Genomic DNA, 26,787 nt, shown 5'->3' on the forward strand with positions numbered 1-26,787 from the left:
AGTCTTCGCCGCGTCGCTGGACGGTAGTTCCACGACGCGGGCGTCTGAAGCAGCGCGACGTTGCGACTCGTGCTTGAGGTATTTTAGCCTCATCTTCACTTCGGCCATGAGGCGCTGGTCGGCTCGCAGCTTGTCCCCCTGTTCCTCGCGGTCTTCGTCGCCGTGGGGATGAGCCTCTTCGCCTAGAACTCCGTGACGCGGTAGACCGCTGAGAAGTGCCGGACAGAGTTCAGCCGGGATAGGGAGGACGGCCCCTTCCCTCTTCATCGCGTTCCGCTCGGGACCCGCCACGACCTGAGACGCGATCCATTCGACTTTGAAAGGTCTGCCTTCGCGGCCAGCTTCGACCACGCCAGCGGCCAGGCTTTAACGTCGTGCCGTTCCAGTCAATGCCCCAGTCGATCTCGCCGCTCCCACAGTCGAAGATTTCCGTGCGGTTCGCGCCCTCCAACGCGATGCTATATGTCGTCAGGCTTACCAAAACGTCGGAGCGCGCGTAGTTCAGGTAGAGTATCGCGGTCGCCGAGGAACTGCAGCTTGCCGTAGTCGCCTCCGGCGACGTCGAAGCCTTCCGGGATGATGAAGGAGAAGTTCGCGCCGAAATGCCTTTCCGTGAACGCGCGGCCCACGCTCAGCAAATCGTCCGAGGTGATCGAGCCAATCGATCACATGCTGAAGCGCTGGGATGGTTTTACCCGTTTCCTCGAAGATGGACGGATTTGTCTGACGAACAATGCGGCCGAGCGCACGCTGAGAGGAATTGCCCTCGGGCGTCGAAACTGGACCTTCGCCGGTTCCCAGCGTGGGGCCAATCGAGCCGCAATAATGCTCTCCGTCATCACGATCTGTCGTCTCAACGACGTCGACCCAAACGCGTGGCTCGCCGATGTGTCCGCCCGCATCGTCGATCTTCCCGCCTCTCGCCTGCACGAACTGCTGCCTTGGCGATGGAAGACACACAAAGGGACGGCTATTGCGGCGCCCGCGTAAACAGCTCCCGGAACAATGCTTCCGAACGCTCCAAACCTTCATCGGTCAGGATCAATGACTTCAACTTGTTGACTGGGTCGCCGATCCGTCGTTGCCCAGTCGAACCCCTTCCAGGCATAACGCTCGTTATGCAGCGTCAGCCATAACAGCGTCAAAACGGCATCGTCGATCTTGTCCTCATCGATCTCCATGAACCGACGTTACCACGCGCGGCGCCCAAAATCCCGCGGTCCTGCTCGGATGGATACCCTGCATATGATGTTGCAAAGCAGCAGAAATAATGGATGACAACCGATAGGGCTGCCGGCTGGTCTGCAAGGGTATCGCCCGGTCACGTGTCAGCCAGCCCCGATGTCGGGCTGAACAGTGTGAGAATGTGGCTCCGTATGCTGGAACCTGAGGTCAAAAGGAGGGACCTCGCCCTCTCCGCATCGTCCCGGCCCTCCTGAAACGCCGCCATCATCTCCGTCAACAAAGAACTTGGCAATGTGACAATATGTCCGTCCGATCAACTCCATCAACTCTCAGTGGGAATCAACAATCGCGAACTTCTTTCTCGCGAGTGCGGGATAGTAGCCCTGTCTTCATCGCCGGTTCGGGCAGATCCGGTTCCATCTCATCCTCGACAAGGCTGGCATTCGCTTGCAAATGCAGGCCCATTACGGCCACGAGGAGGAAAAACCAGACGAAGCCCGCGCTGAGGAAGAACAGCGTTTCCAGAAAACCGTAGAGCAGCACGTAAAGCCACACGCCGACGTAAAGCCGCGTCAATGGACTGTTGCGCGTGGCCTCGTTCATTCTGCCGAGATAATGCAGCGGCAAGAGATAAATCCATACCAACACCAGAACCAGTCCCGGTACGCCCCCCGCAAGCAACAGGTCGAAATAGCCACTATGGGAAGCCGGCGCGGTCGTCGCCCAACTATTGTTCTCGGTGAAGCTGGACATCAGGGTGTCGCTGCGCCAAAAGGCCTGGTAACCATATCCGAGGATTGGGCTTTGGCGAATATAGTCGATGGCCACGGTCCAAATATCGGTTCTGCCGGTAAAGCTGGCGTCGATACCTATTCTCGTCAGCATCTGTGAAAACACAGGCTCCACTGTGGTGCCAACAGTCACAACAGTGAAGACCAGCAGAAGCACGGTCACCACCATATAGCGCCAGCCGGGCCAGCCGACGATGAACCAGCCCGTTGCGATGATGATCGGCACCAGCCCGAGTACGGTCTTGCCGCCTGATTTTATCAGAAAGAACATTGATAGCAGCAGCACCAGCAGGCCGCCGATGAAGGACCAGCGCTTGCAGAGATAAATCGCAACGATGATCAACACTGCCATGACCGAGGCAGCCTCGTTCTTGTGCTGGAAGACCCCGCGCCAGTTACCCGCAAGAAGGGGCTCAAGCGCATCGCTCGCCTGGTGGATCGACCGTGACGGCAGGACGATGACGCCGAAATAGCACAGGAAAAGGATAATCATCGCGCAGCTGGCAAGCAGCGTGGCGAAATGCCGTTCCGTGCGCGGCAATTGCAAAAAGCAACCGGCAAGCACGCAGATGATGGCGCACATGACGAGCCGCCGCAGCGAAAACATCGGCGCCTCCCCCACGACAGAGGTGAAGATATACCAGCCGAAAATCGCCGCCATCAGCAGACGCGGCGTGAAGACGATGGAGAAAGACCGTTCCTTCACCATGAACACCATGAAACTGAAAAGCAGGATGATCGCGGTGAGCTGGTTCAGCAGGTTGGACCCCTCCGCCATGGCGGAGCCCTGATAGGTCGACGAGAGCGAAATATAGGGCGAGAAACCGACCGTAAAATAAAGGAACGTCACATAAAACAGTGTATTCCGCCAATTTCCATGCGTCTGTTCTTCGTGCGCTGCATCCATAAGGGGATCTTCTCTGCCATTTTTCCCATGTGTACCCGATGCTTCATTCCGGTGACATCAATATCCCGAGAAAACCCTATTTTTTAGTTATTCCGAATGCACGGATGAATAGCAATTCCGTTATGAAGGAAAGAGGCTTAAGCGGAGAAACAAATGCTTTTCTGCAATCAAACAGTGTGCAGATTCTGGTTCGGGTTAGATTCTTTCGCCATCTCGATAAAGTAGTGCCTTTTCGACGAATCCCCAACTCCGCACTTGACGAGAAGATGCCAGTTCAGGTTTATTGGCATTCAACTATAAGCTGTCTTTTTTTGGGGGTGTCGTGAGGGGTTCTTTACTGACCTGGCTACTTGCCATGATTTTGTATGCTGCTGGCTCTCCAGCTCACGCTGTAAGTGTAGACTGCGGAGAGAACCAGTCATTTACGGCTGGGCTCGGAGGCTGGGGACCATGGTGGAGCGGGTCGACTCCGGTCGTGGATACGTCCGTCGGCCGTACGGATTCGCGATCCCTGCGTTTGCAGGGCAGTCCCGGCACGGCAACCAGGTACATATTCCCCACCGAATGCCCGCTCGGCATAGCTTATGTGAATTATTGGGTGCGCACCCAAACGGGTGGCGCTCGTATTTATACAAAGCTCGTTGATCAGTTGACCGACGCCGTCCTGTACGATTCGGTCAACGCCGGACCGACCGTTGTGGGGACGACTTGGACAAGGATTTCGATTCCCGTCATGATCACCAATGAGACGCTCATTGGCATTACCGCCGAGCCGGTTTCGCCGGCAACCGACACAACAGTTTATATTGATGATGTCGTCGTTGCGAACGATGCCTGCGCAAACCAGTCTTTCACGCAAGACACGGGCGGGTTTGTGGTTTGGTGGAGCGGCAATGCGGTGGCCACAACCTCCCCCGGACGGACAGATGACTGGTCGCTCAAGCTGAGCGGTTCTCCATATGGCACCGCCAAGCGAGATATAAGCCCCGGCGAATGCCCTCAGCCATTAACCCGAGTTGCTTATTATGTCCGAGCGGAGACGGGAAGCGCTCTTGTTCACACGAAACTGGTCGATCAGGTAACCGACGAAACACTATGGGATACCAACACCGGCCCGATTGCCGTTTCATCAACGGCCTGGACGCGCGTCGTTATTGACGTTCCCATGCCGAATACAACATTGATCGGCATTACGGCCGAAAGACAGGATGGCGGTGCGGTCTCGGTGCTGGTCGATGATGTCATGCTGAATCCAGGCGTCGCCGCTTCTCCCCCAACGCAGCCAGACAATGTACCTGTTCCAGTCCGAGATGGTTGGGCTCTGACTTTTTCGGATGAATTCTCGAATGGTACACTTGATCCCGCAAAGTGGGTGGCAATCACCACCGGCCCGACATACGGGTCAAGCACGGAGGGTTTTGGCGAGACCTGGGGAACGGAGTGCTATGATGCCTCGCAAGTAGCGATCCAAAACGGCTCGCTGCAATTGACCGCAAAACAGCAGTCCGTGAGCTGCCTGGGGGTCACCAAATCGTGGCTCAGCGGACTTGTCATCTCGAAAGATCGCTTTTCGCAGGCTTTTGGCCGTCTGGAGGCACGGATCAGAATGCCAGTCGCAAGGGGATCCTGGCCAGCATTCTGGATGATGCCGCAGTTGCAAAAGAACTGGGGAACTTGCGGCATGTACTGGCCCTGCGGCGGCGAAATCGACATTCTTGAATACGTGGGGCAACTCAACTCGACGACCAATACCACTGAAGACAAAACAGTGCACAGTACTTTGCACTGGGGTACATCGACTGGTGGGCATACACAGGACTCCGGTTCGGCAAACGTTATCCCCAGCGTCGACCGTTGGACGGTATACGCCGCCGAATGGGATATGACAGGAATCTCGTTCTTCATCGATGACAACTTTGTCAAGAAGATCACATTTCCCCTTCCCAATAGCTCAGGACTTTACGCCGGAGCAGAACCATTCGATGTTCCGTTCTACTTCATCCTGAACCAGTCAGTGGGAGGCGTTTGGCCAGGGACGCCAGACCCGGCAGATTATCCCAACACTGTCAAAATCGACTACGTTGCGGCATATAAACGTCCGTAACCAGGGCATTTACTAAATTACACATGAGATGGCTGCTTCTGGCAGGAATAATTCTGGTGATCTGGCTCTTCAGATTTTAGGTATTTTTTGAACGTATACCTCATCAATTCTTGCAAGCATCGTAATCAGGAGAGTTCGGCAGCTTTTTCGAGTTGGCGCGACTCGCTGCCTCTGTCAGCATTTGAGGCGAAGGACGTGAACGGTTGAGTACTTCAGGAGCGGCAATGCAAAAGGTTTATTCCATCCAGTTTCTGAGGGCGCTCGCGGCGTTTTCGGTCCTGCTGTTTCATATAGTCGGTGACCCATTTACGATTGGCGCGGCGGGTGTGGATGTCTTTTTTGTCATCTCCGGCCTCATCATGGGTTCTTTCGCGACGGCGGCGGGACCGGGGGCGTTTTTATATCACAGGCTGGTCCGTATTGTGCCCTTATACTGGGCCGTGACCTTGGTGATGTGCGCCGGTGCGATGGCGGGCGTTTTTTCCACCTTTACCTTTACCCTCGAGCATTTATGGAAATCGTTACTTTTTATTCCCTATGCAGGCGACAACGGCGAAGTAGCTCCCCTTTTGGTTGTGGGCTGGACCCTTAATATGGAAATGTTCTTCTATATTGTCTTCGCGCTTGGACTTGCCTGGCGCGCGCCGCTGGCCGTAACGGTCGGCATCCTGTCCGTCATGGCCCTGGCGGGACAGGTTTTACCCACACAATCCCCGTTCATACAAACCTGGACCTCGCCGCTCTTGCTGGAGTTCCTTGGCGGGCTTCTGCTGTCGCGCTTTATGTTCCAGGGTGGACAAGCGGGTATCGCCGCGCTTGTCATATCACTGACGGGTTTTGTTGCCGCGGCCATGATAAGCGAGCAATCTGGAATGCTGCGCCTGATAACATGGGGCGTACCTGCCTTTTTCCTTGTGGCCGGATGCGTGTGGCTCGAAAATGCCGGATTATGGCCGAGACGTCTGCTGAAACCAATCGAGATTATCGGGGACTCATCCTACGCCCTCTATCTTCTGCATGGCCTGGTGATCTCAATCATTCATAAGATATTGGCGCCCGGTATTCTCGCAGGAGCGGTCATCATCGTCGTTGCACTGGCCGTGTCGGTCTTCGCGCATTTCCTGTTCGAGAAACCGCTTATCAAGCTTTTCAGACGCAAGGGTAGCGCCGTGCCGCGCCAACGGGACCATGCCGTATCGATGCGCTGATAAGGATTGGTCGATCACTCCGCGTATCGGGGCGCTGATGGCGTGATGGGACAACGTCTTCGGTGCACGAAGGACCACGCACTCCATAACGTTCACATAGAATGCGGCGAGGGTTTCAACATTTCTGGCGACCAAATTGATATGGGAAAGCCTCATGCTGTTTCGCGTCCTCGTTTCTGAGGCGAGCATATCAGGTTTATTGAACGTGATGAAAGAAGTCCGCAAAGACCGGCGACAGTCGTGCTCCAAAGCGCCAACTGCAGACTTTAGCCGTTTGTCGGCGTAGAATTCCATGGCACCAGCACGTCGATCTGGCGCTGCCTGTGGCCATGAAGACACGGGGACATAATGAGAAGGCATTAGCCCCAACACACCAAAGAGCTATCCAACCTGGCTTGAAGCCGCAATCACGATAACGCAACGAACGGCACGAGCGCACTCCTACTGCGGTGATGAAACACTGCGCTGATTGCTGAACACCGAGTGCAACAGGGAACGATTGGCCGAATGGGAGGTCAATGAAACCAGTTTCATGCTTAACGAATATCTACCGAAGGACGCCAAAATTTGACGCCCTAAGAACGTCTCGCGAGGAAATCGACAGCGTCAGCTTTTGTGCGATCAAACTTCACACGGAGCTCGTAGACACCCGTATCATCTTGAATCTCTTGAGGTCCAGAATCGCGAGCGGCATCGAGAAGTCGTACAAAATTCCCTTGCGCGTCTTTGACGGTCCACGTTTTTCGAGATTCCATCGAGCCTCTCCAAGGATTCGCGGCTTAAACACTTAGCAAATGCCGACGCCTTAGCCTAGGACCAAATCGGTCCGACTAGTGAGACGCGGCTACTTCCATGAACGCCATCATACTCGACACCAACATTATAAGCATTGCGCACCTTAAGGAGCCGCCGAAATGGCTCTTGAACTGGTTTGCTTCGCTTGAGGCTGAATCGATCGTGATCCCCTGGATCGTCCTGTATGAGACGGAGTACGGGATTCGTTACGTCGAGAGGACAAACCCTTCAAAGGCCGCGGACGTTCTTGAGTGGTTCGAGAAGTTTTTGGACCAAAGGCTGATGGTGCTGGACATGAACGTCGCCGGCGCACGGCTCCTTGGCCAGATGGCTGCCTGCTCGCATCTGAGGAACTTGTTCGAGACGCAGCCACGGACTAATCGCTGGGGCGACGAGTTGAAGAACGACAAGATCAGGCTTGGCGGCGATGTCATGATCGCGGCAATGGCGATCGCACACCAGATACCGATCGCTTCGCTCAATGTCAGAGATTTCGTACATATCGATCGACACTTCTCAATACCGGGTTTATTCGATCCTTCGATCGACCATTGGGTAATCGATCCCCCGGTAGGATGGGGAATGACGTCGAATGCCAATGACGATAGCCCGGCGCCGTTCTCTCGACTTAACTTATCGCATAGAGCGCTATAACGACCCTCGGCGCGACAGGGGGCAGGATATTTGCGCAATTATGTAGAATCTACCACCAGACTCTCGTTCCATGAACAGATAGTCTGGAAGCGTAGCTTTTAAGCGTGAAGGTGTGGCGAAAGGAGGAAGTGGTGGTTGCCCCAATATTTCTACCCTCCGGAGGACCTCCAGGTCATCGGAAAGGAAATTCCAGACACGGCAGGCACGTTGATATTATTGGGATCTTCCATGTTCAGAGCCTTCATTGAGGACAATACGAGAGCGTTCGCCGATCAGGCGTTGGGTTGCCGCAGCTCTATTCGTATCAATCTGAACATGGGGCAGACGTAGCAGATCGGAAGGAGAGAGTCGATCACTGGCATGCATCCTGGTTAACAGGGCCTCGTAAGTACTTGCGTCCTCCATCTCATCTATTCTTTAACGATTATTCAGGATTGAGTTCTACAGCTACGAATTCAACCTTTCAGTCGTCATCGATCGAGATTTGCGTGCGACACCCTGACAAGATCATCCATATGGGTACCGAATACTCCTTGGCGCACCTGAAGGAGTTTGTTGAATTTTTCGACTGGAAGCTGTCGGATGGACGCCAGGTCACCTTCCGTATGGCGGTGCGGTTCGCTGATCATTGTTACACAGACGAGAGACTACCTGTTGTGGACGGGTGCTACACGGTGCCGGGGAAACAGAAGCCGCGTGTATTCTGCACCGACCGCCACGTGCGTTCCTTCCAGGTTCCAGCCATACTACGTGATCTGTTTTTGAAACCTGGACAGACCATCAGTATGACGATGGAAAACAATTGGGCGACATTCTGCCTACAGATGAAACCAGCCATCCCCCGCGGAAAGCGGTATTATGTGTTCTTTCGCGTCCAGTTCTTGGGAGAGAATCCCAACACCGATCCGCTCGCAATGGACCTTTACATCGAAAGCGCCTATGTCAAGGACGTGCAGGTCCGGTTCCGACGGCTGGCACCGTTTGGCCGGATCGTGGAAGAAGCTGTGTTTGGAAAGCAATAGAGCGGCCGAAGCCGCTCTATTGTATTACTCGACCAACCAAACCTTTCGGTCCACCGGCGTAACCGTGTGACTGGATTTCTCCAGCGGGCTAGCGCTATCCGTGTTAATCACGTCAGCCGACCAGTCGCTAGCTGCGCTGCGGCATTTCAGCCCAAGCGCTCGAAGTACAACTAACTTATATCGAGTAGGTTCCCTTCCCGCAAGCAGATTTTTGCCCCTCCCCGTGTCGACGGATGGTCGCAGCGAATTTCTGCTTGGTGGTGGATCCTACATAGGCCGGATCGATCTCTCAAGCCGGCGACGCTTCTCGTTTTCTCGTCATCTTCCCAGCAGCTCCGTCGCACACCTTAAGAAACGGCGCCCACGCAATTCGTTCATTCCGGCCACCGCGGCTCCAACGCGTTGGGCAAATGCAACCATGCATTCGAATCCTTGAGATGGTCACATCACTTTCCACCGTGTCAAACCGAAACCTACAACTTGAACTTTTCCTTTTGCGGAAGGGCAATTCGCATGTCGTAAGACGTCATCAACACGGAGACGGAAATGACGGCAGCACTCAATCAGAAAACTAAAGACAGCATCGAGAGCAAAGAAGCGGCGGCCAGGCTAAAGCGATTGGCGTCCTTCAAAAACTCGCTGCTCACGGGACGTTCAAAGATCACTGAGTGTTTGGTCAAGATGGGTGAGCTTGCTGATCTCGTTAAGGCAGATCAGCACTGGACCGATGAACGAACCAAGGAATGGTTAAAATCAGAGATTGGCATGTCCCCTCGCGAAGCTGCTACCGCTGTCGCTTTGAAGGCGTCGTTGAGCGACAGAGCTGAGTTGATCGTGAAAGCTGGGCTGCAGCCCGATGTCATTGATCGCTTGATCGACAGTGATGCCTCGACCAGGACTGACTTCCTCTTACGCCTGCAATCGGGATGCCTCGTTGACGCCGACCTTGCCCAAAAACTCGATCGGGAAGCCGTGTTTTCACAACTTCCTGCCGAGGAAGCCAGTGCTGTTCGACGTACAGAAGCTCTTGAAACAGCCGCAGAAAAGGCCGGCCCGAGCCTGAAAGCCGCGCTGGAGGAAGAAGCGTCGAGGCTCCTGATCGCTCTCGACCAAGTCGAAGCATCTCTTCCGTCTATCGAGTGTGAAGAAACAGGTGCGAAATCTCACCTCTTGAGCTCCGTCCAATCCAGCGCAAAGGTACTTCGAATCCTTTTCCAGATTCTCTTCGGAGACCAGCATCCTGGCTTGGATAGCTTGATCGACGTGTCTCTTCGCGACGACGTCGAGGCCTCATTGGCGTTTTCCTGGTACGCGCTGCAGAAACTGGAGACTGAATCGTTGTATCGTGAGGATGTTGAGCGGTCCGGCAATCGCCTCCGAAACGTTCGTCCCGCTATCGAATTTCTTGCAGGCGTCCGCCCCGTCGCTGTTCCGCTAGCGACCGACAGGACGCCTGTCTTTGCTGCTGACTCTAGTTCGACCTTCATCGATTTTGGCGCAGGGATTGGCAGCGCGGCACTCGGATTGCACAGCGCGGGGTATAGAGCCCTGGCCTTGTACGAAAGCTGGCTAAGGGCATTCGAGACCGTGAGCATCAATAGACCTTCGTGGCGGATCCAGTCGGAGCCCGCTGCATGGCAACTAAAGCAATTAGCCAACCAGGACGTCGATTTGGTTACGTGCGGCCCACCGTTACGGACATTTTCGGAACCTAAAGGTTACCACTTCTCGATCTATCGGCGCGCTCTCGCCGCCATTGCCGCAGTACACCCTAAGGCCTTTTTCTTCGAGGTGCATCCTTCGATGTTTGAGGAAACATCCATGCTCTGCCGCGGTAGTATCGAGCGCGATTTTTCGGATGAAGGATTCGACGTGAAGTGGCACAGCTTGGATACCGCTCACTTCGGGATCGCCCAGTCCCGTCCGATCGGCGTCATAATCGGGGTGCGCAAAGGTTTCCAGAAGCCCATCCTTCCAGCGCTCGCCGACGGACGGCGTCGCTTTCTCCCTGAAATGATCGGCGATCTCGTCGCACACGAGGCCGCCCGCATTTTCGGTCCGGCGGTTGGTGACGAACGCTATTCCGAGTGGCAGACACTTTGCGCCGGACAGGCCGCGCCACCATTCTTCAAGGGCAAGAAGGACGAAAGGAACAGCGAGGAATGGGCTAAATTGGGGCTGGGCTTCGAAAGCGACCCTCGAACCAAAGCGGGCGAGCTCTTTCCTCTGACCATCAAGATGATTCAAAAGATTCAGGGACATCCCCGCGGCTGGATACTTCAAGGCGCGCCAGTGGATCAGGAGCTTAACGGTACCGCGTCCATGCCGCCTGTGGTCGCCAAAATACTCGGACTAGCAATCCACTCAGCGTTGAGCGGCCAGCAGGTTGACTTTGCGGCGGCCCTGAATGAACCACTGCTTCCCCAGATACCAGCCGGTTATAAACTCGGAAACGCATACTTTGGAGACCGACCTCGGTTAGTCCCAATAAAACCACGCAGGCTACGCCGTGCTACCACGCACCCTGCGATTTCGATGAGAGAGAATTGGGCGAGGGATTTCAACCTCCCCAACCCATATGGTTCCAAAGACGATGACGATGATTAAAGCCCCAGAGAGGCGATCAGCGCGGCACGCTCGATTTCCAAAAACTTGGAGATCAATAACAGATCGACGCCCAGTCGTTCATACTTTAGTACGTCGCCTGCGAACTCTCCGTCGATCGAAAGCACCACCTTCTGCTCAACCCACGGATAGGTAAGCACGAACTGGTGATCCCCGAACTCGAAGCTCAAGGATTCGCCTGTCTGATCGCGACTGCAGATAACCTCTTCGATATCGTGAGCGTGGAAGGTCCGGTTGAGTTCCTCCCAACCTTGGATCAGGTACGAATTATCGACCACGAACGGCAAATTTTCGGCAAACGGGCGGAGGTCATATTCGCGAAGGTCCGTCGCAATGCAATTCAAGACCGCTTCTTTGCCGCCAGGGATCGGTCCGCTGCCTATCCCATGAGACCTGTAGGCATGCCAGCCGTTGGTTCCGATCTCGATAATATGAAAGTCCTGGATCGCGCCGTAGGCGTCTTCCCACTCGGCTTCCGCCTTCTTCGTTTCGTACTCGTTGGGGAACATGAGCATCACGGGTGATCGCCAGTCCCCCTCACCAGGACGATGGAACGACAATCGGTAGAACGACCCGTATTCATCTCGCACCGGCTTCAATCGCAACACTTTCAGCAGTGGCCGGAGTGCATCCTCAATCTCTTGGAATCTATTCTCTGCATACATAGCAGGGCCCTCGTCTGGTTTCGTCACTCCAGAATCCTGGTCGCGACTCCTGCATGTGACCAATGACAAAAGCGTCGGGCGGAGGCTCATTCACCGCCATGCCCCGGCGCCGACCTTGCTTACCGTCGACAACCAGGTTCCCAACCCACCGCACCGCAGCGTTAACCATAGTTAAAATTTTACTAAAATACGGACATTGACGCCCGAGGCTCTCGGCGTCCTTATATGCGCGAGTTCTTGAACACACGGATGCTTCCGATGAAGATAGCGCGAATACATCGCCCGTTTCGGGCCATAGGCTCACAAGCCAACTGATCGCGCGGTCGGGTCGAGAGACCCTGAACCAAAAGCTCGCGGAAGCGGAAACATTGATCTCCAATATCTACGCGAAAAAGAACAAAACCAGAAACAAGCATGGATTCGCGAGATCGGTGAAACTGTGGCGTCACCTAGTGCCACAGGTCGGAACAGCCTGATTTTGCTGGCTTTTCCCCTGTAGACGAATAACCAAACGCACTGCTACCAATCCCCCGACGCAGAGCAGGACGCTCATCGCGGTTTGTAAGGAGTACGCAGATGAAGACGTTCGACATCACGGAACTGGACACCGTTGCTCAGCTTGAAGGTGGCGCGCCTCTCGTCGCGGATTCTCGCAATCCGAAATTTGCCAATGCGATTATCGCTCATGAACGGGCTGCAAAAGCCGGGCGAATAGTCGGCACGGTCTCCCGCGCCACCGCCCGGTAGTCCGCTTCCCCTCTAACTGTTTCCGAACCCAATCCTTCAAGGAGAACTGCCGTGTCGCAGAACGAACACGCATGCCCTTCGTCGTGCCCTCCGATCAAAAACGGTCTGCTCTCGACGACCATTCTGAATTCCCCTCTTTCTCTGACGGAGAACCTGATGCGTAAGGCTAAGGCCGCGCTAAAGCGCGTGCTCTACACTCGTGCCGGTGTCACGATCGACAACACCATTCCCGAGGAAACCACGTACCTCGTACCCGACAGCAACCACTTTGGCGTCATTCAGATGCCGAAGAATGGCTCTTCCACCGGCGAGGTCTGGATCGAGCCGGGCATGTCGACCGGCACGCGTGACGTCGACTTCAAGAGTATCGCAAGCTTCCGCGGCGCTCTTCACTACGCGGATTTCAATCGTCAACTCGTGATGGAAAGCACGATCGAAGGCCGCTTTATCATGATCGCGATGACCCGACCGGACATCACGGAGATTCGCGATCAGTGGCCCGTCGTCGAGTATGTCGACAAGTCCGGCGAGGTACATAGTACGACGTTCGACTTCTGGATTCGCCTCGTCGACGGAACGCGCGTGGCCGTCGCCGTCAAGCCTGCGCGCAAGGTGCGTAGCTCGGGCATCCTGGAGGTGCTGAAGAACGTCCAGGACCAGGGCGTCGGCGGCTTCGCAGACCGGGTGGCGCTGGTGACCGAAGTCTACGCCAATCACGACGCCGCGTACAACGCGGGCTGGAAACTGCATGCCCGCCGCATGCGCAACCAGTTCCAGTACCTGGAAGCGCTCGATTTTATCTCGGACGTCCAAGGCTCCGTACGCTTCAACGACCTTTTGCAGGACGCGAGCAGCCCGGCCGGACGCCGCGTCGCGATCTGGAACCTTCTCGACGAGGGCCTGCTGGTCCCCGACGCGACCGGTCGCATCGACGATCTTTCCTTCCTTCATCGCGCAACGAGCAACTGAGAGGAGCTCCCGATGACCGCAATCGCATTCCCGCCCACCGCCGGAAATGGCGCTGTCATGACCAAATCGAACGTCGCATACGCGGAGTCCCGCCGCCGAGGCGTCCCCAAAGGACAGGAGAATATGTCCATGCCCACGTACAGGCCAGCCCCCGCCGATACCGTTCACAAAGCCACAGTCAACGTCATGATCGAACAAATGCGCGGCGTCCAGGCGAACGCGATCACCAAGGTGTCCTTCGACCGCGGCATCAAGATTCTCGCACAGACCTGCCGCGTCTACCTCTCGGTCGAGCGGGCGGTGATGGACGATCTAGCGCGTCCCAAGGGCTTCCGCTGCAACGAGCTCCTCGAAGACTTCCTGAAGCAGGTCAAGAAGATGCTCGCGACGGCCGGCATCTCGACGATCGACCAGGACCTTCCCGGTCCTCACGGTTTTCGCCGCGCTCTGCGCGACTACCAGCGTGCCCGCACGATGGCGGTCAAGTTCCTCGCCTCTGCCACGCACGCCAACTGATCGAAAGGAGATCAGACATGACGTTTTTCCCCCGCAAGTTCCCCGGTAGCGTTCCCACCTATGTGTTCGCGCCGACCGCCCTCATCGTCATCGACAAGACAGAATACCGTGCGCTCGAGACGTCCGACATCGGTCACGTCTTCAAGCCGCTCAAGTATCCTGAGCGTCGCGAGTTCTTCTCGCACGTCCAGGTGTTCGACCTGCTCAACACCGGTCGCCTCGACTTCGACCAGGAATACTTCGTCGAAGGTCGCGCCAAGTCTCGTGTGCGTTTCGAGGAGACACGCGTCATCGATCTTCCCGACGACGAGACGGCGCGTGTCACCGCATATGGCGCCGCCTGCGAAATCTTCCTTCGCATGAAGGAGGAGGCCCGCCGTGATCGCACGCTTCTCCGCGTGTCGCTTACGGATGCGTCTCTTGACCGCCTCCTTCCGCTGATCGAGGCCGAAGTCAATGGCAAGAAGCGCGCTGGCACCATCGTCTTTGTCAAGATGCCGGGCAATCGTCAGTTCCGCCGCATCCTTCATCGCTTTATCGAAGGCGGCTACGACGTGATGGCTCTCGTCAAACGCTGCAGCGGCTCCAAGGGCCGTCCGAGCGTGCATGCTGCCGCGGACCTTCTGGTTTGGATGGAAGCCGCGGCGATGTATGCCGATCCCCGCAAGCCGTCGATGGCAGTACTCTATCGCGAGCTGGAGGCGAAGATTGTCGAGTTGAACAAGACCGGCTCGTGCAACAACCTGCTTCCGCACAAGATGCCGAGTCGCAAGGTGTTCGAGAAGCTCATCAAGGACCTCGACGGCTTCTGGGTCTGCGAGCGTCGCGAGGGCGAGGAGGCTGCCAAGCGCAAGTTCTTCATCAGCTCCGGCGGCGTTGATGTCCAGCGTCCGGGTCAGCGCGTCGAGATGGACGAGTGGACTGTCGACCTTCTGACGTGGATCTTGTGGATTGGCATGTATGACAAGCTCTCCGACGATCAGCGCAAGAAGCTGAAGTCGATCCGCTTGCGCGTCATTGTCGCGATCGACGTCGCGACCCGCTGCATCCTGGCGCTTCGCTTCGTGCAGGGAGCGGCCGACGCCCAGAATGCGATCGACGCGATCGAGATGATCGTGACCAACAAAGCTCATCTTGCTCGTCTTTCGGGTTCGACTTCCCTGTGGCCCTACCACCTCACCCCCGAGCTTCTGGTGACTGACAACGGCGGATCGTTCAACAACCATCGCGTCCGTGCAGTCACCCGCTCCATGGGGATGACGCATATGTTCCCGCAGGCGGGCCGTCCGCAAATGCGCGGTACCATCGAGTCGGTGTTGAAGACGTTTTCGAAGCAGTTCCTCTACTGGTTCGAAGGGCAGACCTTCGGAGACATCTTTGAGAAGGGCGATCTCGACCCGTCGAAGCGCGTCACCCTTTCCATGGATGAGCTGAACCGCCTTCTCGGGCAGGCCGTCATCGACATCTATCATCACGTTCCGCACGAGGGCCTGTGCGGGGAGACCCCGCATAACGCGTGGATGCGCCTTAGCCGCCTCTACGGCGTCATGCCTCCCCCGCCAGCGCGCATCCGCCGTCACATCTTCGGCGCGAAGGTGACCCGTATCATCACGGACCACGGCGTCGAAATCTTCGGCATCTACTACCAGTCGCGCGAGCTTCAGGAGATGCGCATGAAGACGAAGTCAACCGTCGACATCCGCGTCGATCCATACGACCTGAAGACCATCAGCGTCTGGAACGGCATCGGCTGGCTGAGCGTAGATGCGACCGCGGCGATCCCGGCCGATCTCTCGATCTGGGAATGGACGGGTGCGATGCGCGAGGTCGCGCTGGAAAACGCCCAGAACCGCAAGCGTCATCTTTCGACGATGCTGGATGCCGTGAACCGCCTCCGTCTTTCCGGCGACGCGGCCCGCGCACGAGCAAACCTGGCAACGGTCTCGATGTCCGCTGAAAAGATGCTCGACCTCCAGACGCGCTACTTCGACGCCGTAACGCTGATCGACGACATGGAGGAGCGCGATCCTACGCTCGTGCCGTTGCTGGTCGCCGAAGATCCGCTCGCCCACGGCATCGAAGGCGTCAACGACGAACTTATCCAGATCGACGAAGAAACGGGTGCCACAAGCTTTGCGATGCCCGCCCCTATCGCGGCCCCGCCGACCTCGACCTCCATCAATTCCGCCGACGACATTCAGCTCTAAGGAAGGCACAGTCATGACACAGTTCAACGCCAAGACTTTCTTCAACAAGGCCGCCTCGCGTCTGCTTGCGAGGCTGAGACCGGAGGCCGCCAAACGCGCTAAGAAGCGTGGCGGCCTCTATTCCGCCTACATCAAATCCGACCGGCACACGCGCATCGAGCGCGCCGTGTCGAAGATCGTCGAGAATGCGGCGGCCTCGGCGGAGGGCACCTCCGGCCGCCGACGAGCACTCTTCGTGATCGGAGAGAGCGGTTCCGGTAAGTCGACCGCTCTTCAAAACACCCTGCTTGCCCGCCCCGAACTTCAGCCGTACCAGAACGAAGACGGCGAGTGGATTTTCCCTCTCGTACACTTCGACATGCCGAAGCCTTTGAAGGTGCGTCTCTTCGCGAGGAAGATCATCGAAGCGGCTGGCTACCCGCTCATCCATAGCGACCGAATGCCGGAGTACGAACTCTTCGAACTCGCCAAACGCGTTCTGAAGGAACGGTCGGTCCTGATCCTCTTCATCGACGAGGCGCAGCACGCTCTGAAGGAGACCGACAAGGAAACGATCCGAAACCTTGCGGACATTATCAAAAGCTTGCTCCAGATCGACGACTGGCCTCTGCATCTCGTCCTGGCCGGCGTTCCTGCGCTGGCCAAGTTCATCCAGCACGAACCTCAGCTTCGTAACCGCAGCCTTGTCGTGGAACTGGAGCCGGTCACGTTTCCCGCCGACATGGAACGCATCCGCAAAGTCGCAGAGGGCATCATCGTGGGTCATGCCAAGTTGAAGGTCGACGTCGAGCTTTTGGTCGACGTGGGGGACACCAAGACTGGCAAGGAACGCAAGGCGCTGAAGGAAGACTTTGTGCATCGGCTCATCCACGCTTCCGAAGGCGGTTTTGGTACGATCATCGACGTGGTCAGGATGGCATGCGACTTCGCGATCGAGGCCGACCGCGACGTAGTAGGCCTGGAGGACTTTGTTGGCTGCTACCAGTTCCTCACCGGCTGCCAGCCACGGCACAACATCTTTCAAGCTGCGGATTGGCAAGGCCTCACGCCGGTCGTGCCGCTTGCCGAACTCGTGTCGCGCCAGGAACTTGTCGACGCCCGCATCGAGGCGGCCGACCGCAACCGTAAGCGAGGTCGCCAATGACTTTGAAGGCGGTCAGCGTCGATCCCGCGGAAACCATCTACAGTGTTATCGCCCGCCTCGCGGCCGTAAACGGCTCTGGTAATGCCAGAGCCCTTCGCAGGCATCTTGGAGTTCCCTACATGAATTACGACCACGCCACGGAGGCGATGGATACTATCAGTGTGCATTCCGGCATTTCGGCCGAGCTGCTGGCCGCCGCCACCTATCGTCCGCATGGCAAACGTCACGTAGACGTCGGAGGTTCAATTGTCGCTCGACGACAAATTTCCCGATCGGCTCCACGATACTGTGCCCTTTGTGTGTTGGAGGATTTTGAACAGAGGTCCGGACGTCCGATCACACGACCTTTCCAACGGTGCTCCTGGACTGTGGAGGACGTCGACATCTGTCACATCCACGGCATTCGGCTAGTGCGTGCCAAAGGGCCTGACTCTTTGCGACATGAGTTCGTGCTTGCCGTCTCCGAAAAGATGTCTGTAGTGGAAGTCGAGGCTGCGCGAGCGGAGCACGTTCACCCCTCGCAGTCCGAGATCTATTTCGCGGCCAGGCTCGACAAAAAAGCAAAGCCCGTTCCCGACCTCCATGGGTTGCCCTATTACGTTGCGAGGGATCTTTGCGCCCGATTAGGCATCCTCGATGCTGGCGGGCCGGCGGCTCATTTGCCGAAGTCCCGCGGAGAGCTTGCTTCTGCGTGCGAACGAGGTTTCAATCTGATTGGTGAAACTGCCGGAGGTCTCCGCTTTCACCTGACCGGACTGACGAAAACATACTGGAAACCGCGCCGCGCGCAGGGAGCACAGCATGTCTTTGGCAGTCTCTATCGCCACCTCGCACTGCATATGGACGACGACCACAGGTCACTTATCGATATCGTCAAGGAAGTCGCCGTCGATAATTTGCCACTCGGTCCCACTGACAATTTCCTGGGTCAGCTCAGAACACGTCGCTGGCACAGCGCACTGTCGCTCAGCCGAGAGCTAAGAATTTCACCTAACCGCGTTGTCTCGATGCTAACGCGCGAGGGGTTCATCCCGCCTCAGAGTGGCTTCGAACGGGACAGTTTCAGCCAGATCATTGTTGACGCCGAATTGGCAACGCCCGTGTTCCGAAGGCAAGAACTGGTGGACCGAATGACTCTTACGCGAAGAATGAGACTCGACCGATTCCGCAACACTTGCATCTTCGCCAAGGAAGGTTCGATCGCACTGCGACCTCATCCCGATGAAGCTGGAGTATTCCGGCTTTACTCCATCGCGGACGCGGAAAATCTGCTGGCGCGGATGACGACCAATGCCGGCAACGCTGTGGCCACCGATTTCTGCCGGCCGAGGGAGGCAGCACAGCGGTCGCTCTGCTCGGTTGATGAAGTTCTGGAACTACTAGGAAGCGGCGATCTAAAGCAGATCTTGTACCACCCGGAATACATGTTCGAGGGAATCCTGGTATCACCTGCCGAAGTTCGAACAAAGACCAAGTCGGCATATCCGGGATGGGTTCATCCTTACGAGATTGCGCTTCGGCTCGGCATCAGCAGTGACGACGCAGCGCACCTGATCCGAAACCAGATCATCAAAGGAGAATGGATCAACTACCGTTTCGGAACCGCTATAGTGACAACCCTCGAGGTGGTTGACGACCTGGATCACCGTCATCTGTCTCTCGCGGCCTTGGCGAAATTGGAAGAGATACGGCCGTCGGATTTGGCTAGAAAGCTCGCCAAAAAAGGGATTTCGCCGGCGATCCTTGGAGTGAACGGGCGCCCTCTTTTTTACTACCGGCACGACATAGACGCCTGATCGAACTTCAAAATTTTGAGCCTGAAACCCGCCCTCACCGGCGGGTTTTTCTTTGCCTTGTCGTCCCATAGCCTAGGAAAGCGGGACATTGATAGACGCTCGAACTTCATGTTTTTGGTGCAATAGACGAAACTAATGTGAGTAACTTCAATGGTTTACACAATCAAAGGGGACATTGTCAGTGTGCCGGATCAATGCCCTGTTGTGCCACTTTCCCCCGATATCCTGTTGTGCCTCCGAAATGGCATCGGAATACCCAAGGCGATTTGGGGGTCGTGTTTGATTCCGCGGATTGAGGGTGCGGTAAAAAGGTACCGGCGCAACCGCTCGATATGGAAAAGGTCGAGACCTGGGAAAGCTGGAAGGAAGAACTCAAGGCGCCGAATCAGGCGACTGACGGCCGCCGGTTAAGTCGCCGTCGCGCGAGCGACACCGCGCGCCAATGCATCGGCATGCACGTTGCCGGCAGTGCCGGAATGCCCTTTGCACCATTCCACGGCCACGTGGGGATGCCGCTCCAGCAGCGTGTCGAGCTGCTGCCAGATTTCCCTGTCGGGGATCGGTCTTCGGCGGGTGCGCTGGTTCGGCGTGATCCGCTTCCAGCCATTGTTGCGCCAGATCGCCCGATATCGGTGGCAACCTTCAATGACATGAACGGCATCCGTCCAGAGCGTGACTGCGCGCGTTGGCGCCTCGGCGGCGATCCAGGACATTGCGTTGAGGACAGCGAGGACCTCGAAACTATTGTTCGATGTGCCAACCGCCTTGCCCGAGGCGGAATGGATTTGGCGGCCGCCTTCATGAACGACGAACGCCCATCCTCCGGATCGGGAGGCATCGTCGAAGGAGCCGTCGGTGAAGATGTGAAGCGCATCGGACATGAGAGGGTGTGTAGCACCGAAATGGAAGCCACTAAAGGAACAGCCATTGCAAAGGGATTCTTGCGTTCCGATGCCGCCTCGCGTTCCTCGCCAAGCGGCAGGGGTGCCACCACGAAAGCAGAGAGGGCAGCGCAAGCCACCCTCTCCCAACTCATGCGAAACTGCCCGTTTTACTGGCCGAGAACGGCAGCCGTAATCGTCTGCATGTTGTGGTTGACCATGTCGATATAGGTCGCAGCCGGGCCGTCGGCTGTCGAAAGCGCGTCGGAATAAAGCGTGCCGCCAACCTTCAGGCCGGTTTCGCTGGCGATCTGGTCGATCAGCCGCTTGTCGGTGATGTTTTCGACGAAGATGGCCGAGGCCTTGTCGTGCTTCACCTGATCCACCAGCTTGGCGACATCGGCGGCCGAGGCTTCGGATTCCGTCGATACGCCCTCCGGCGCGAGGAAGTTCAGGCCATAGGCATGCTCGAAATAACCGAAGGCATCATGCGAAGTAATGATGACGCGCTTTTCCGGGGGGATCGCGGCAATCTCGGTCTTCACCTTTTCGTTCAGAGCGGCAAGCTTGGCGATATAGGCATCCGAATTGGCGGTGTAGGTGGCGCAACCGGCCTTGTCGACCTCGCAAAAGGCGCCGGCAATATTCTTGACGTAGATTTCGGCGTTCTTGATCGACTGCCAGGCATGCGGGTCGAACTCACCGTGATGGTGATGCCCCTCATGGCCGTGATCGTGGTCATGGGCCTCGGCCGTCTCGTGTTTGTGGCCGGCTTCCTCCGCCTTGTGGTCGTGACCTTCCTCTTCCTCGGCTTCCGGATGGGCGTGACCTGCCGGCTCGTCGGAAAGCCTGAGCGGCTCCACACCCTTGGTCAGTTCCACCACCGGCGCCTTGGTGCCGCTGGTGTCGATCAGACGCTTCAGGAAGCCTTCGAATTCCAGGCCGTTGACCAGCACCACATCCGCCTTGCTGACGGCGACGGCATCGGCCGGGCGCGGCTCATAGACATGGGCGTCGCCATCCGGCCCCACCAGCGTGGTGATATCGACCCGGTCGCCACCGACATTTTTGGCGAAATCGGCGATGATCGAGAAGCTGGCGACAACTTTGAGTTCGGCGGCGGACGCCTGCGCCATCAGGACCGGAGAGAGGGAAAGAAGGCTGACGCCAGTGGCTAGGCGGAGGGTTTGGAACATGAAGGTTCTCCTTTTTCGAACGCTGTTTTCAGGCCGTTCTGTGACGGCCGGAACCGAGAAGATCACGCAGCACGCCGCGCGTGCCGACGAGGATGGAAAGCGCATAGATGACGCCTGCGGACAGGATGATCGCCGGGCCTGATGGCAGCGACGCGTGATAGGACAAGAGCAGACCGGCAAAGCAGGAAACCATGCCGATGCCGATGGAGATGAAGCACATGGGCGCCACGCGGTTGGACCAGAAACGGCTGGCGGCGGCGGGCAACATCATCAGCCCGACGGAGAGCAGCGTTCCGAGCGCCTGAAAACCGCCGACCAGATTGAGCACGACGATGGCAAGGAAGAGGAAATGCACCGGGCTGCCCCAGTTGCTGACCGAGCGCAGGAACAGGGGATCGAGGCATTCCGCCAGCAGCGCCCGCCAGAAGGTGATCATCACCAGAAGCGTCACGATGCAGATGCCGCCGATCAGGCCGAGCGCCTCATTGTTCAACGCCAGCACCGTGCCGAACAGCACATGCATCAGATCGACGCTGGAGCCGCGCCACGAGACGAGCAACACGCCGAGCGCCAGTGAAATCAGATAAAGGGCGGCAAGTGAGGCGTCTTCCTTCTGGATGGTGAAGCGCGACACGGCACCCGCCCCGAGCGCGACCAGAAGGCCGACGGCCAGCCCGCCGATGGTCATGGGCAGGATTTCCAGCCCATAGAATAGAAACCCGACCGCCGCTCCCGGCAAAATGGCATGAGCCATGGCGTCACCCGTCAGGCTCATGCGGCGCAACATCAGAAACACGCCGACCGGACCGCAGCTGATGGCAAGGATCAGCGCACCGGCAAGCGCCCGCTGCATGAAGACATACTGGACGAAGGGTTGGATGAAGATATCAGCCATGGGCATTCGAATTCGCGTGGGAGTGGTCATGGGAATGGGAATGGGAATGGGCGGTGGCCGCCTGCGGACTTGCCCCGACGGTTTGGGGCGAAGGCGCTTCGGCCGGTTCGCACCAGGGCGCATTTTCCTCCCACGCCTCGTGAAAATGCCGCGCCTGGCGAATGTTTTCCGCCTTCAGGACATCGGCCGTAGGACCCAGCCCGACAAGCTTTCGGGCAAGGAACAGCGTCTCGGGAAAATGCTGCCGTACGAGCTGGAAGTCATGAAGGACTGCCAGAACCGTGCGTCCCTCCGCCACCCATGATTTGATCAGGGCCATAAGGTCGGCAACGGTTCGTTCGTCGACGGCGTTGAAGGGTTCGTCGAGCAGGATCAGCTGCGCATCCTGCAACATGGCGCGGGCAAACAGGGCGCGCTGCATCTGGCCGCCGGAGAGCGAATCGATATTGCGCCTTTCAAAACCGGAGAGCCCGACCGCCTCCATCACGCGGCCCATCGCCGCCCGGTCTGCGGGACGGTGGCGGCCGAGCAGGCCGCGTTTCGGCCAGAGACCGAGCGCCACCAGATCCCGCACCTGCGCCGGAAAGGAGCGGTCGAGTTCCGATTGTTGAGGCAGATAAGCGACGGACAGACCGGGGCTTACGCGGCACTCCCCGCCGAGTGGCTTTAAAATGCCGGCAATGCCCTTCATCAGCGTCGATTTTCCCGAGCCATTGGCGCCGACCACCGCAGTGAGCGAGCCTTTGGCGATATCGCCATTGAGATGATGCACGGCCGCGCGGCCGGAATATCCAAGTGTGAGATTTTTGAAAGCGAGGCACGGATCGCTCATCGATCCCTCCGGGGCAGGATGTCATTCGATGGCCCTTGATATGTAATGTTATTACATTCGTCAAACGAATATGTAATGAAATAACATTAACTATTGGAAAGATGGCGGCTCTCTTCGAACAGCCGCCGCCCAGCCCGCGTTGCGGGACGCTTTTTTTCTGTCGCCCGTTGACACGCGACCAATATGTAATGTTATTACGTTACATAACGAAGACGGGCAGCATCGAACCCGTCGTTTTCAGATCATCAGGCGTGGCCGCCATGAGGTCCACGCGAGCGTTGCCAAAGAACGAGGTCCATATGTCGAAAAAACTCCCCGTCACCGTGCTTTCCGGCTTTCTCGGCGCCGGCAAGACGACGCTTCTCAAACATATTCTCGCCAATCGCGATGGTCTGCGCGTGGCGTTGATCGTCAATGACATGAGCGAGATCAATATCGATGCCGCGCTGGTGCGCGATGGCGGCGCCAACCTCTCCCGCACGGAAGAACAATTGGTGGAAATGACCAATGGCTGCATCTGTTGCACGCTGCGCGACGACCTCTTGACCGAGGTGCGGGCGCTGGCCGAACAGGGCCGTTTCGATTACCTGCTGATCGAATCCACCGGCATCGCCGAGCCGCTTCCGGTCGCCGCAACCTTCGATTTTCGCGATGAAAACGGCCGCAGCCTTTCCGATGTCGCGCGTCTCGACACCATGGTGACGGTGGTGGATGCCGCCAATCTTCTCAATGATTACGGCTCGTCCGATTTTCTGGCCGACCGGGGTGAGACGGCGGGCGACGGTGACAACCGCACTATCGTCGATCTTCTGGTGGAGCAGATCGAATTCGCCGATGTCGTCGTTCTCAACAAGATCGGCACTGCGACGCCGGAGGAGCGGGACGCCGCCCGCAAGATCATCGTCGGGCTGAACCCGGATGCGAAACTCATCGAGGCCGATTTCGGCAAGGTGGCGCTGAAGGAGGTTCTCGGCACCGGCCGTTTCGATTTCGCAAAGGCCGAAGAACACCCTCTGTGGTTCAAGGAATTGCACGGCTTCAAGGATCACATTCCCGAAACCGAGGAATATGGCATCCGCTCCTTCGTCTATCGCGCCCAAAAGCCGTTTGACCCCGTGCTGTTCCAGCGCTTCATCGATCGCGCCTGGCCCGGCGTGGTGCGTGCCAAGGGTTTCTTCTGGCTGGCGACGCGCCCGCGTTATGTCGGCGAGATCAGCCAGGCAGGTGCATTGGTCCGCACCGGCAGGATGGGCCTGTGGTGGTCCGCCGTGCCGAAGGAGCAATGGCCGCGCGAAAAGCAGTTCCTCGACATGATGAAGCCCTATCTCGATCCGGTCTTTGGCGACCGGCGACAGGAAATCGTCTTCATCGGCTCCGACCCGATGAACGAGGCGCGCATCCGCGCGCAGCTCGATGCCTGCCTGATCGATACCGAGGCATTCACACCGGATGCATGGCGGCACCTGCCCGATCCTTTCGCAAGCTGGGACCGGCAGGCGGCTTGATCGATAGCTACCGATGCGGAGCATCCGTAAACCGTCACCCCGGACTAGGTCCGGGGTCCAGCGCGATCAAGTCCTTGATTGCGAGGGACTCTTTTCAGGGCGCAGACGCGCCGTGGCTGGATGCCGGATCTAGTCCGGCATGACGAAGGAGAGGCTTCATAGAAAATTCAGCGTCACCAGCGCCAGAACGAGATAACGCCCGACCTTGGCGATGGTGACCAGCAGCAGGAAGACCGGCAGCGGTTCCTTCATGATGCCGGCGGCAACCGTCAGCGGATCACCGATCAGCGGCGCCCAGCTGAGCAGCAGCGACCATTTGCCATAACGACGGTACCAGTTCTGGGCGCGCTCCAGCGCCGCCTCCCCGACCGGAAACCAGCGTTCGTGCCGAAAGCGCTCGATGCCGCGCCCAAGCAGCCAGTTAACGAAGGAGCCCGCGACATTGCCGGCGCTGGCCACGACGACCAGCAGCCAGACAGGCTGGGATTTCAGAAGGATGAGGCCGGCCAGTGCGGCTTCCGACTGCATGGGCAGAATGGTCGCCGCGATAAACGCCGTCAGGAACAAACCCGCATATACCGCCAGATCGGCCATTGCCCGCCCTTCATCATCCGCGAATCCCGTCGCTGCCCCTGAAGTGGCGGATGAAGGCGGCGGCGGTCAAGCGCATCCTAGGCCCTGAAACGGGTTCTCAAGCCGAATTCGCGGCGATGGCGCGCACGATATCGTCATGATCCACCGCGAGAAGCGCCTTGTGGATGGAGAATTGCCGGCTTGTGCCGGAAGCGGACAGGATGACGATCACCGTTTCGCGCGGGGGGCAATCCGGCAGGGCGCAGGAAAGCTCGCTGACGGTGACAATGTCTTCGGGGTGGAGATGCAGCAGATCGCGGGACCATTGCTTCAGAAGACGGGCCTGCGAGACGATTGCGGAGCCGCTGCGCGCAAGCGGATTGTTCATGCCCTGCCCTTTCGCCCCGCCTGCGAGGCCAGCGTATCGAAGAGAGAACGGATCGGCTGCTGCGGCATGTCCATGCCGATCAGCACGATGCGCGTTGTACGATTTCCATCCGGCCAGCGCTCCAGACGGGTCAATGGATAAAGCCGGTGGTGCACCGCATGGGCGACAACCGGCCGCTCCGGATCGTCAGTCGCGCCGAAAATTGCCTTGAGCCGCAGCAGGCCGGAATGCACATTGCTGGTGACGAGCTCCAGAAAAGTGACGATCGCCTGCGGATCAAAAGCGCCGTCAAAGGTGAGATCGAAAGCCTCGACCCCGACGCCATGGCGGTTGATATCGTGCCGGTGGGCGGCATGAAGGCTCAGCCTGTCGGCCGCAAGCCATCCCGGCGCATCCTCAGGCTTGCCGCGCAGCGAATAATCCGACACTGCAAACAACGCCATCAGGTCGAAGTCGGCGGCATTGCGGTCATGAAACGATGCCGCAGGATTGAGACCGGCGAGGCTTTCGCGGTCCACGGCTGCGGCATCGGCAAGATCGGTTTTCGTCAGAACGATATGGTCGGCAAAGGCAAGTTGTTTCCAACCTTCGATGAAGCTGTCGAGCATCGCCGGGCCGGAGGTGACGTCGAAAGCCGTGACCACGCCTGCAAGATGGAAATGCCGGGCGACGATGTGATCGCGCAGGCCAAGTGCCGGCGTGCCGCCGGCGATCAGGCTGTTGATGATCGGCGCCGGATCGGCAAGGCCGGTGGTTTCGATGACGACCCGCGATACTTCCGGCATCATCCCCTCCAGAAAGGCCTGATGCAGCTCGTAAAGCGAGGTGCGGATATCGCTGGTGGCGGTACAGCAGATGCAGCCCGTCGTCGTTCTGAAATATCGCTCGGAACCCGTCCGCACCAGACCGTGATCGATGGGCACCGTGCCGAATTCATTGACGATGACCGCGGCGTCGCGCATGGCCGGCTCAGTCAGAAGCGCGTTCAGCAATGTCGTCTTGCCCGCCCCCAGAAAACCGGTCAGCAGGGTGACCGGCACCGTGCGGACAGGTGGCGAGACGGCCGAATCCTCCCCGCGCTCAACCGCTTTCTTCCGCTTCATTCCGAACACATCCGCACCTTCGCCACCCATAAAATCACCGCACCATAATATGTAATGTAATAACATATCAATGGCAATT

Annotated in this window: 21 protein-coding genes and 2 pseudogenes; 13 read left to right on the top strand and 10 right to left on the bottom strand. The window is 57.7% G+C overall.

All coding sequences use genetic code 11. The annotated features are described in order from the left end of the window. Positions 1–621: 621 nt before the first annotated feature. Positions 622–990 (top strand): annotated as a pseudogene (locus tag ACIQUH_RS03245) (transposase); the annotation flags it as partial. On the opposite strand, the pseudogene ACIQUH_RS03250 reads toward ACIQUH_RS03245, so the two are convergent. Both ACIQUH_RS03250 and uppW read right to left on the bottom strand, forming a co-directional pair. Continuing rightward, positions 971–1,181, bottom strand: a pseudogene (locus ACIQUH_RS03250) (DUF6429 family protein). The pseudogenes ACIQUH_RS03245 and ACIQUH_RS03250 sit on opposite strands and share 20 nt — an antisense overlap. A gap of 343 nt (positions 1,182–1,524) precedes the next feature. After that, positions 1,525–2,883, bottom strand: a complete 1,359-nt coding sequence (gene uppW, locus ACIQUH_RS03255) for a Wzy-type polysaccharide biosynthesis protein UppW (RefSeq protein WP_400812585.1) — start codon at positions 2,881–2,883, stop codon at positions 1,525–1,527. 475 nt (positions 2,884–3,358) lie between these two features. Here uppW and ACIQUH_RS03260 point away from each other — a divergent pair, with 475 nt between their 5' ends. The 5 genes from ACIQUH_RS03260 (at position 3,359) to ACIQUH_RS03280 (ending at position 11,273) form a co-directional block, all read left to right on the top strand. Continuing rightward, positions 3,359–4,987, top strand: coding sequence for a family 16 glycosylhydrolase (locus ACIQUH_RS03260; protein ID WP_400812587.1), 1,629 nt, complete (start codon positions 3,359–3,361; stop codon positions 4,985–4,987). Between the two features lie 224 nt (positions 4,988–5,211). Beyond that, positions 5,212–6,195 carry a polysaccharide biosynthesis acyltransferase UppZ gene (gene uppZ, locus ACIQUH_RS03265; protein WP_400812589.1) on the top strand — a complete coding sequence of 328 codons (984 nt, stop codon included), beginning with the start codon at positions 5,212–5,214 and terminating at the stop codon, positions 6,193–6,195. Between the two features lie 852 nt (positions 6,196–7,047). Further along, positions 7,048–7,644: a type II toxin-antitoxin system VapC family toxin gene (locus ACIQUH_RS03270; protein ID WP_400812591.1), complete on the top strand. Its 597-nt coding sequence runs from the start codon at positions 7,048–7,050 to the stop codon at positions 7,642–7,644. 515 nt (positions 7,645–8,159) lie between these two features. Continuing rightward, positions 8,160–8,666 carry a hypothetical protein gene (locus ACIQUH_RS03275; RefSeq protein ID WP_400812593.1) on the top strand — a complete coding sequence of 169 codons (507 nt, stop codon included), beginning with the start codon at positions 8,160–8,162 and terminating at the stop codon, positions 8,664–8,666. A 546-nt stretch (positions 8,667–9,212) separates the two neighbouring features. Further along, complete coding sequence (locus tag ACIQUH_RS03280) at positions 9,213–11,273, top strand: DNA cytosine methyltransferase (protein ID WP_400812594.1); 2,061 nt, start codon at positions 9,213–9,215, stop codon at positions 11,271–11,273. On the opposite strand, the gene ACIQUH_RS03285 is transcribed toward ACIQUH_RS03280, so the two are convergent. Beyond that, a complete protein-coding gene (locus ACIQUH_RS03285) occupies positions 11,270–11,983 on the bottom strand; it encodes a hypothetical protein (protein ID WP_400812596.1) in 714 nt (237 codons plus the stop codon). The two genes, ACIQUH_RS03280 and ACIQUH_RS03285, sit on opposite strands and share 4 nt — an antisense overlap. A gap of 549 nt (positions 11,984–12,532) precedes the next feature. Between ACIQUH_RS03285 and ACIQUH_RS03290 the strand changes: the two genes are divergently transcribed. From ACIQUH_RS03290 to ACIQUH_RS03315, 6 genes are read left to right on the top strand one after another with little or no spacing between them, the layout of a single operon-like run. Next, positions 12,533–12,703, top strand: a complete 171-nt coding sequence (locus ACIQUH_RS03290) for a hypothetical protein (RefSeq protein WP_400812598.1) — start codon at positions 12,533–12,535, stop codon at positions 12,701–12,703. 51 nt (positions 12,704–12,754) lie between these two features. Beyond that, positions 12,755–13,672 carry a hypothetical protein gene (locus ACIQUH_RS03295; protein ID WP_400812600.1) on the top strand — a complete coding sequence of 306 codons (918 nt, stop codon included), beginning with the start codon at positions 12,755–12,757 and terminating at the stop codon, positions 13,670–13,672. A gap of 12 nt (positions 13,673–13,684) precedes the next feature. Next, positions 13,685–14,188 (top strand): hypothetical protein, encoded by a 504-nt coding sequence (locus ACIQUH_RS03300; RefSeq protein ID WP_400812602.1) that lies wholly within the window; start codon positions 13,685–13,687, stop codon positions 14,186–14,188. Between the two features lie 17 nt (positions 14,189–14,205). Next, positions 14,206–16,395 carry a Mu transposase C-terminal domain-containing protein gene (locus ACIQUH_RS03305; RefSeq protein WP_400812603.1) on the top strand — a complete coding sequence of 730 codons (2,190 nt, stop codon included), beginning with the start codon at positions 14,206–14,208 and terminating at the stop codon, positions 16,393–16,395. 13 nt (positions 16,396–16,408) lie between these two features. Beyond that, positions 16,409–17,539 (top strand): TniB family NTP-binding protein, encoded by a 1,131-nt coding sequence (locus ACIQUH_RS03310; RefSeq protein WP_400812605.1) that lies wholly within the window; start codon positions 16,409–16,411, stop codon positions 17,537–17,539. Next, the gene (locus ACIQUH_RS03315) at positions 17,536–19,335 is read left to right on the top strand and encodes a TniQ family protein (RefSeq protein ID WP_400812607.1); all 1,800 of its coding nucleotides are present in this window, start codon (positions 17,536–17,538) and stop codon (positions 19,333–19,335) included. Before ACIQUH_RS03310 ends, ACIQUH_RS03315 begins: the two co-directional genes overlap by 4 nt. 407 nt (positions 19,336–19,742) lie before the next feature. Here the strand turns inward: ACIQUH_RS03315 and ACIQUH_RS03320 are convergent, their stop codons facing one another. The 4 genes from ACIQUH_RS03320 to aztA all read right to left on the bottom strand — a co-directional run bounded on the left by ACIQUH_RS03320 (position 19,743) and on the right by aztA (position 23,139). After that, complete coding sequence (locus tag ACIQUH_RS03320) at positions 19,743–20,216, bottom strand: ribonuclease H (protein WP_400812609.1); 474 nt, start codon at positions 20,214–20,216, stop codon at positions 19,743–19,745. A gap of 170 nt (positions 20,217–20,386) precedes the next feature. Further along, the gene (aztC, locus tag ACIQUH_RS03325; protein ID WP_400812611.1) at positions 20,387–21,412 is read right to left on the bottom strand and encodes a zinc ABC transporter substrate-binding protein AztC; all 1,026 of its coding nucleotides are present in this window, start codon (positions 21,410–21,412) and stop codon (positions 20,387–20,389) included. A 28-nt stretch (positions 21,413–21,440) separates the two neighbouring features. Next, positions 21,441–22,307 carry a zinc ABC transporter permease AztB gene (gene aztB / locus ACIQUH_RS03330; protein WP_400812612.1) on the bottom strand — a complete coding sequence of 289 codons (867 nt, stop codon included), beginning with the start codon at positions 22,305–22,307 and terminating at the stop codon, positions 21,441–21,443. Continuing rightward, on the bottom strand, positions 22,300–23,139 hold the full coding sequence (gene aztA, locus ACIQUH_RS03335) for a zinc ABC transporter ATP-binding protein AztA (protein WP_400812613.1): 840 nt from the start codon (positions 23,137–23,139) through the stop codon (positions 22,300–22,302). The genes aztB and aztA overlap by 8 nt, the downstream gene beginning before the upstream one ends. A gap of 299 nt (positions 23,140–23,438) precedes the next feature. Here aztA and zigA point away from each other — a divergent pair, with 299 nt between their 5' ends. Beyond that, entirely contained in the window at positions 23,439–24,644 is a 1,206-nt protein-coding gene (zigA, locus tag ACIQUH_RS03340; protein WP_400812614.1) for a zinc metallochaperone GTPase ZigA, read from the top strand. Positions 24,645–24,800: 156 nt separating this feature from the next. On the opposite strand, the gene ACIQUH_RS03345 is transcribed toward zigA, so the two are convergent. From ACIQUH_RS03345 to ACIQUH_RS03355, 3 genes are all read right to left on the bottom strand, one after another. Further along, positions 24,801–25,238 (bottom strand): YqaA family protein, encoded by a 438-nt coding sequence (locus tag ACIQUH_RS03345; protein ID WP_400812615.1) that lies wholly within the window; start codon positions 25,236–25,238, stop codon positions 24,801–24,803. A gap of 97 nt (positions 25,239–25,335) precedes the next feature. After that, complete coding sequence (locus ACIQUH_RS03350) at positions 25,336–25,605, bottom strand: hypothetical protein (RefSeq protein WP_400812616.1); 270 nt, start codon at positions 25,603–25,605, stop codon at positions 25,336–25,338. After that, positions 25,602–26,708: a CobW family GTP-binding protein gene (locus ACIQUH_RS03355; protein WP_400812617.1), complete on the bottom strand. Its 1,107-nt coding sequence runs from the start codon at positions 26,706–26,708 to the stop codon at positions 25,602–25,604. Before ACIQUH_RS03355 ends, ACIQUH_RS03350 begins: the two co-directional genes overlap by 4 nt. Between the last annotated feature and the right edge of the window lie 79 nt (positions 26,709–26,787).

Origin of the sequence: Agrobacterium sp. NPDC090283 (assembly GCF_044769685.1) — a bacterium.
GTDB lineage: Bacteria > Pseudomonadota > Alphaproteobacteria > Rhizobiales > Rhizobiaceae > Agrobacterium.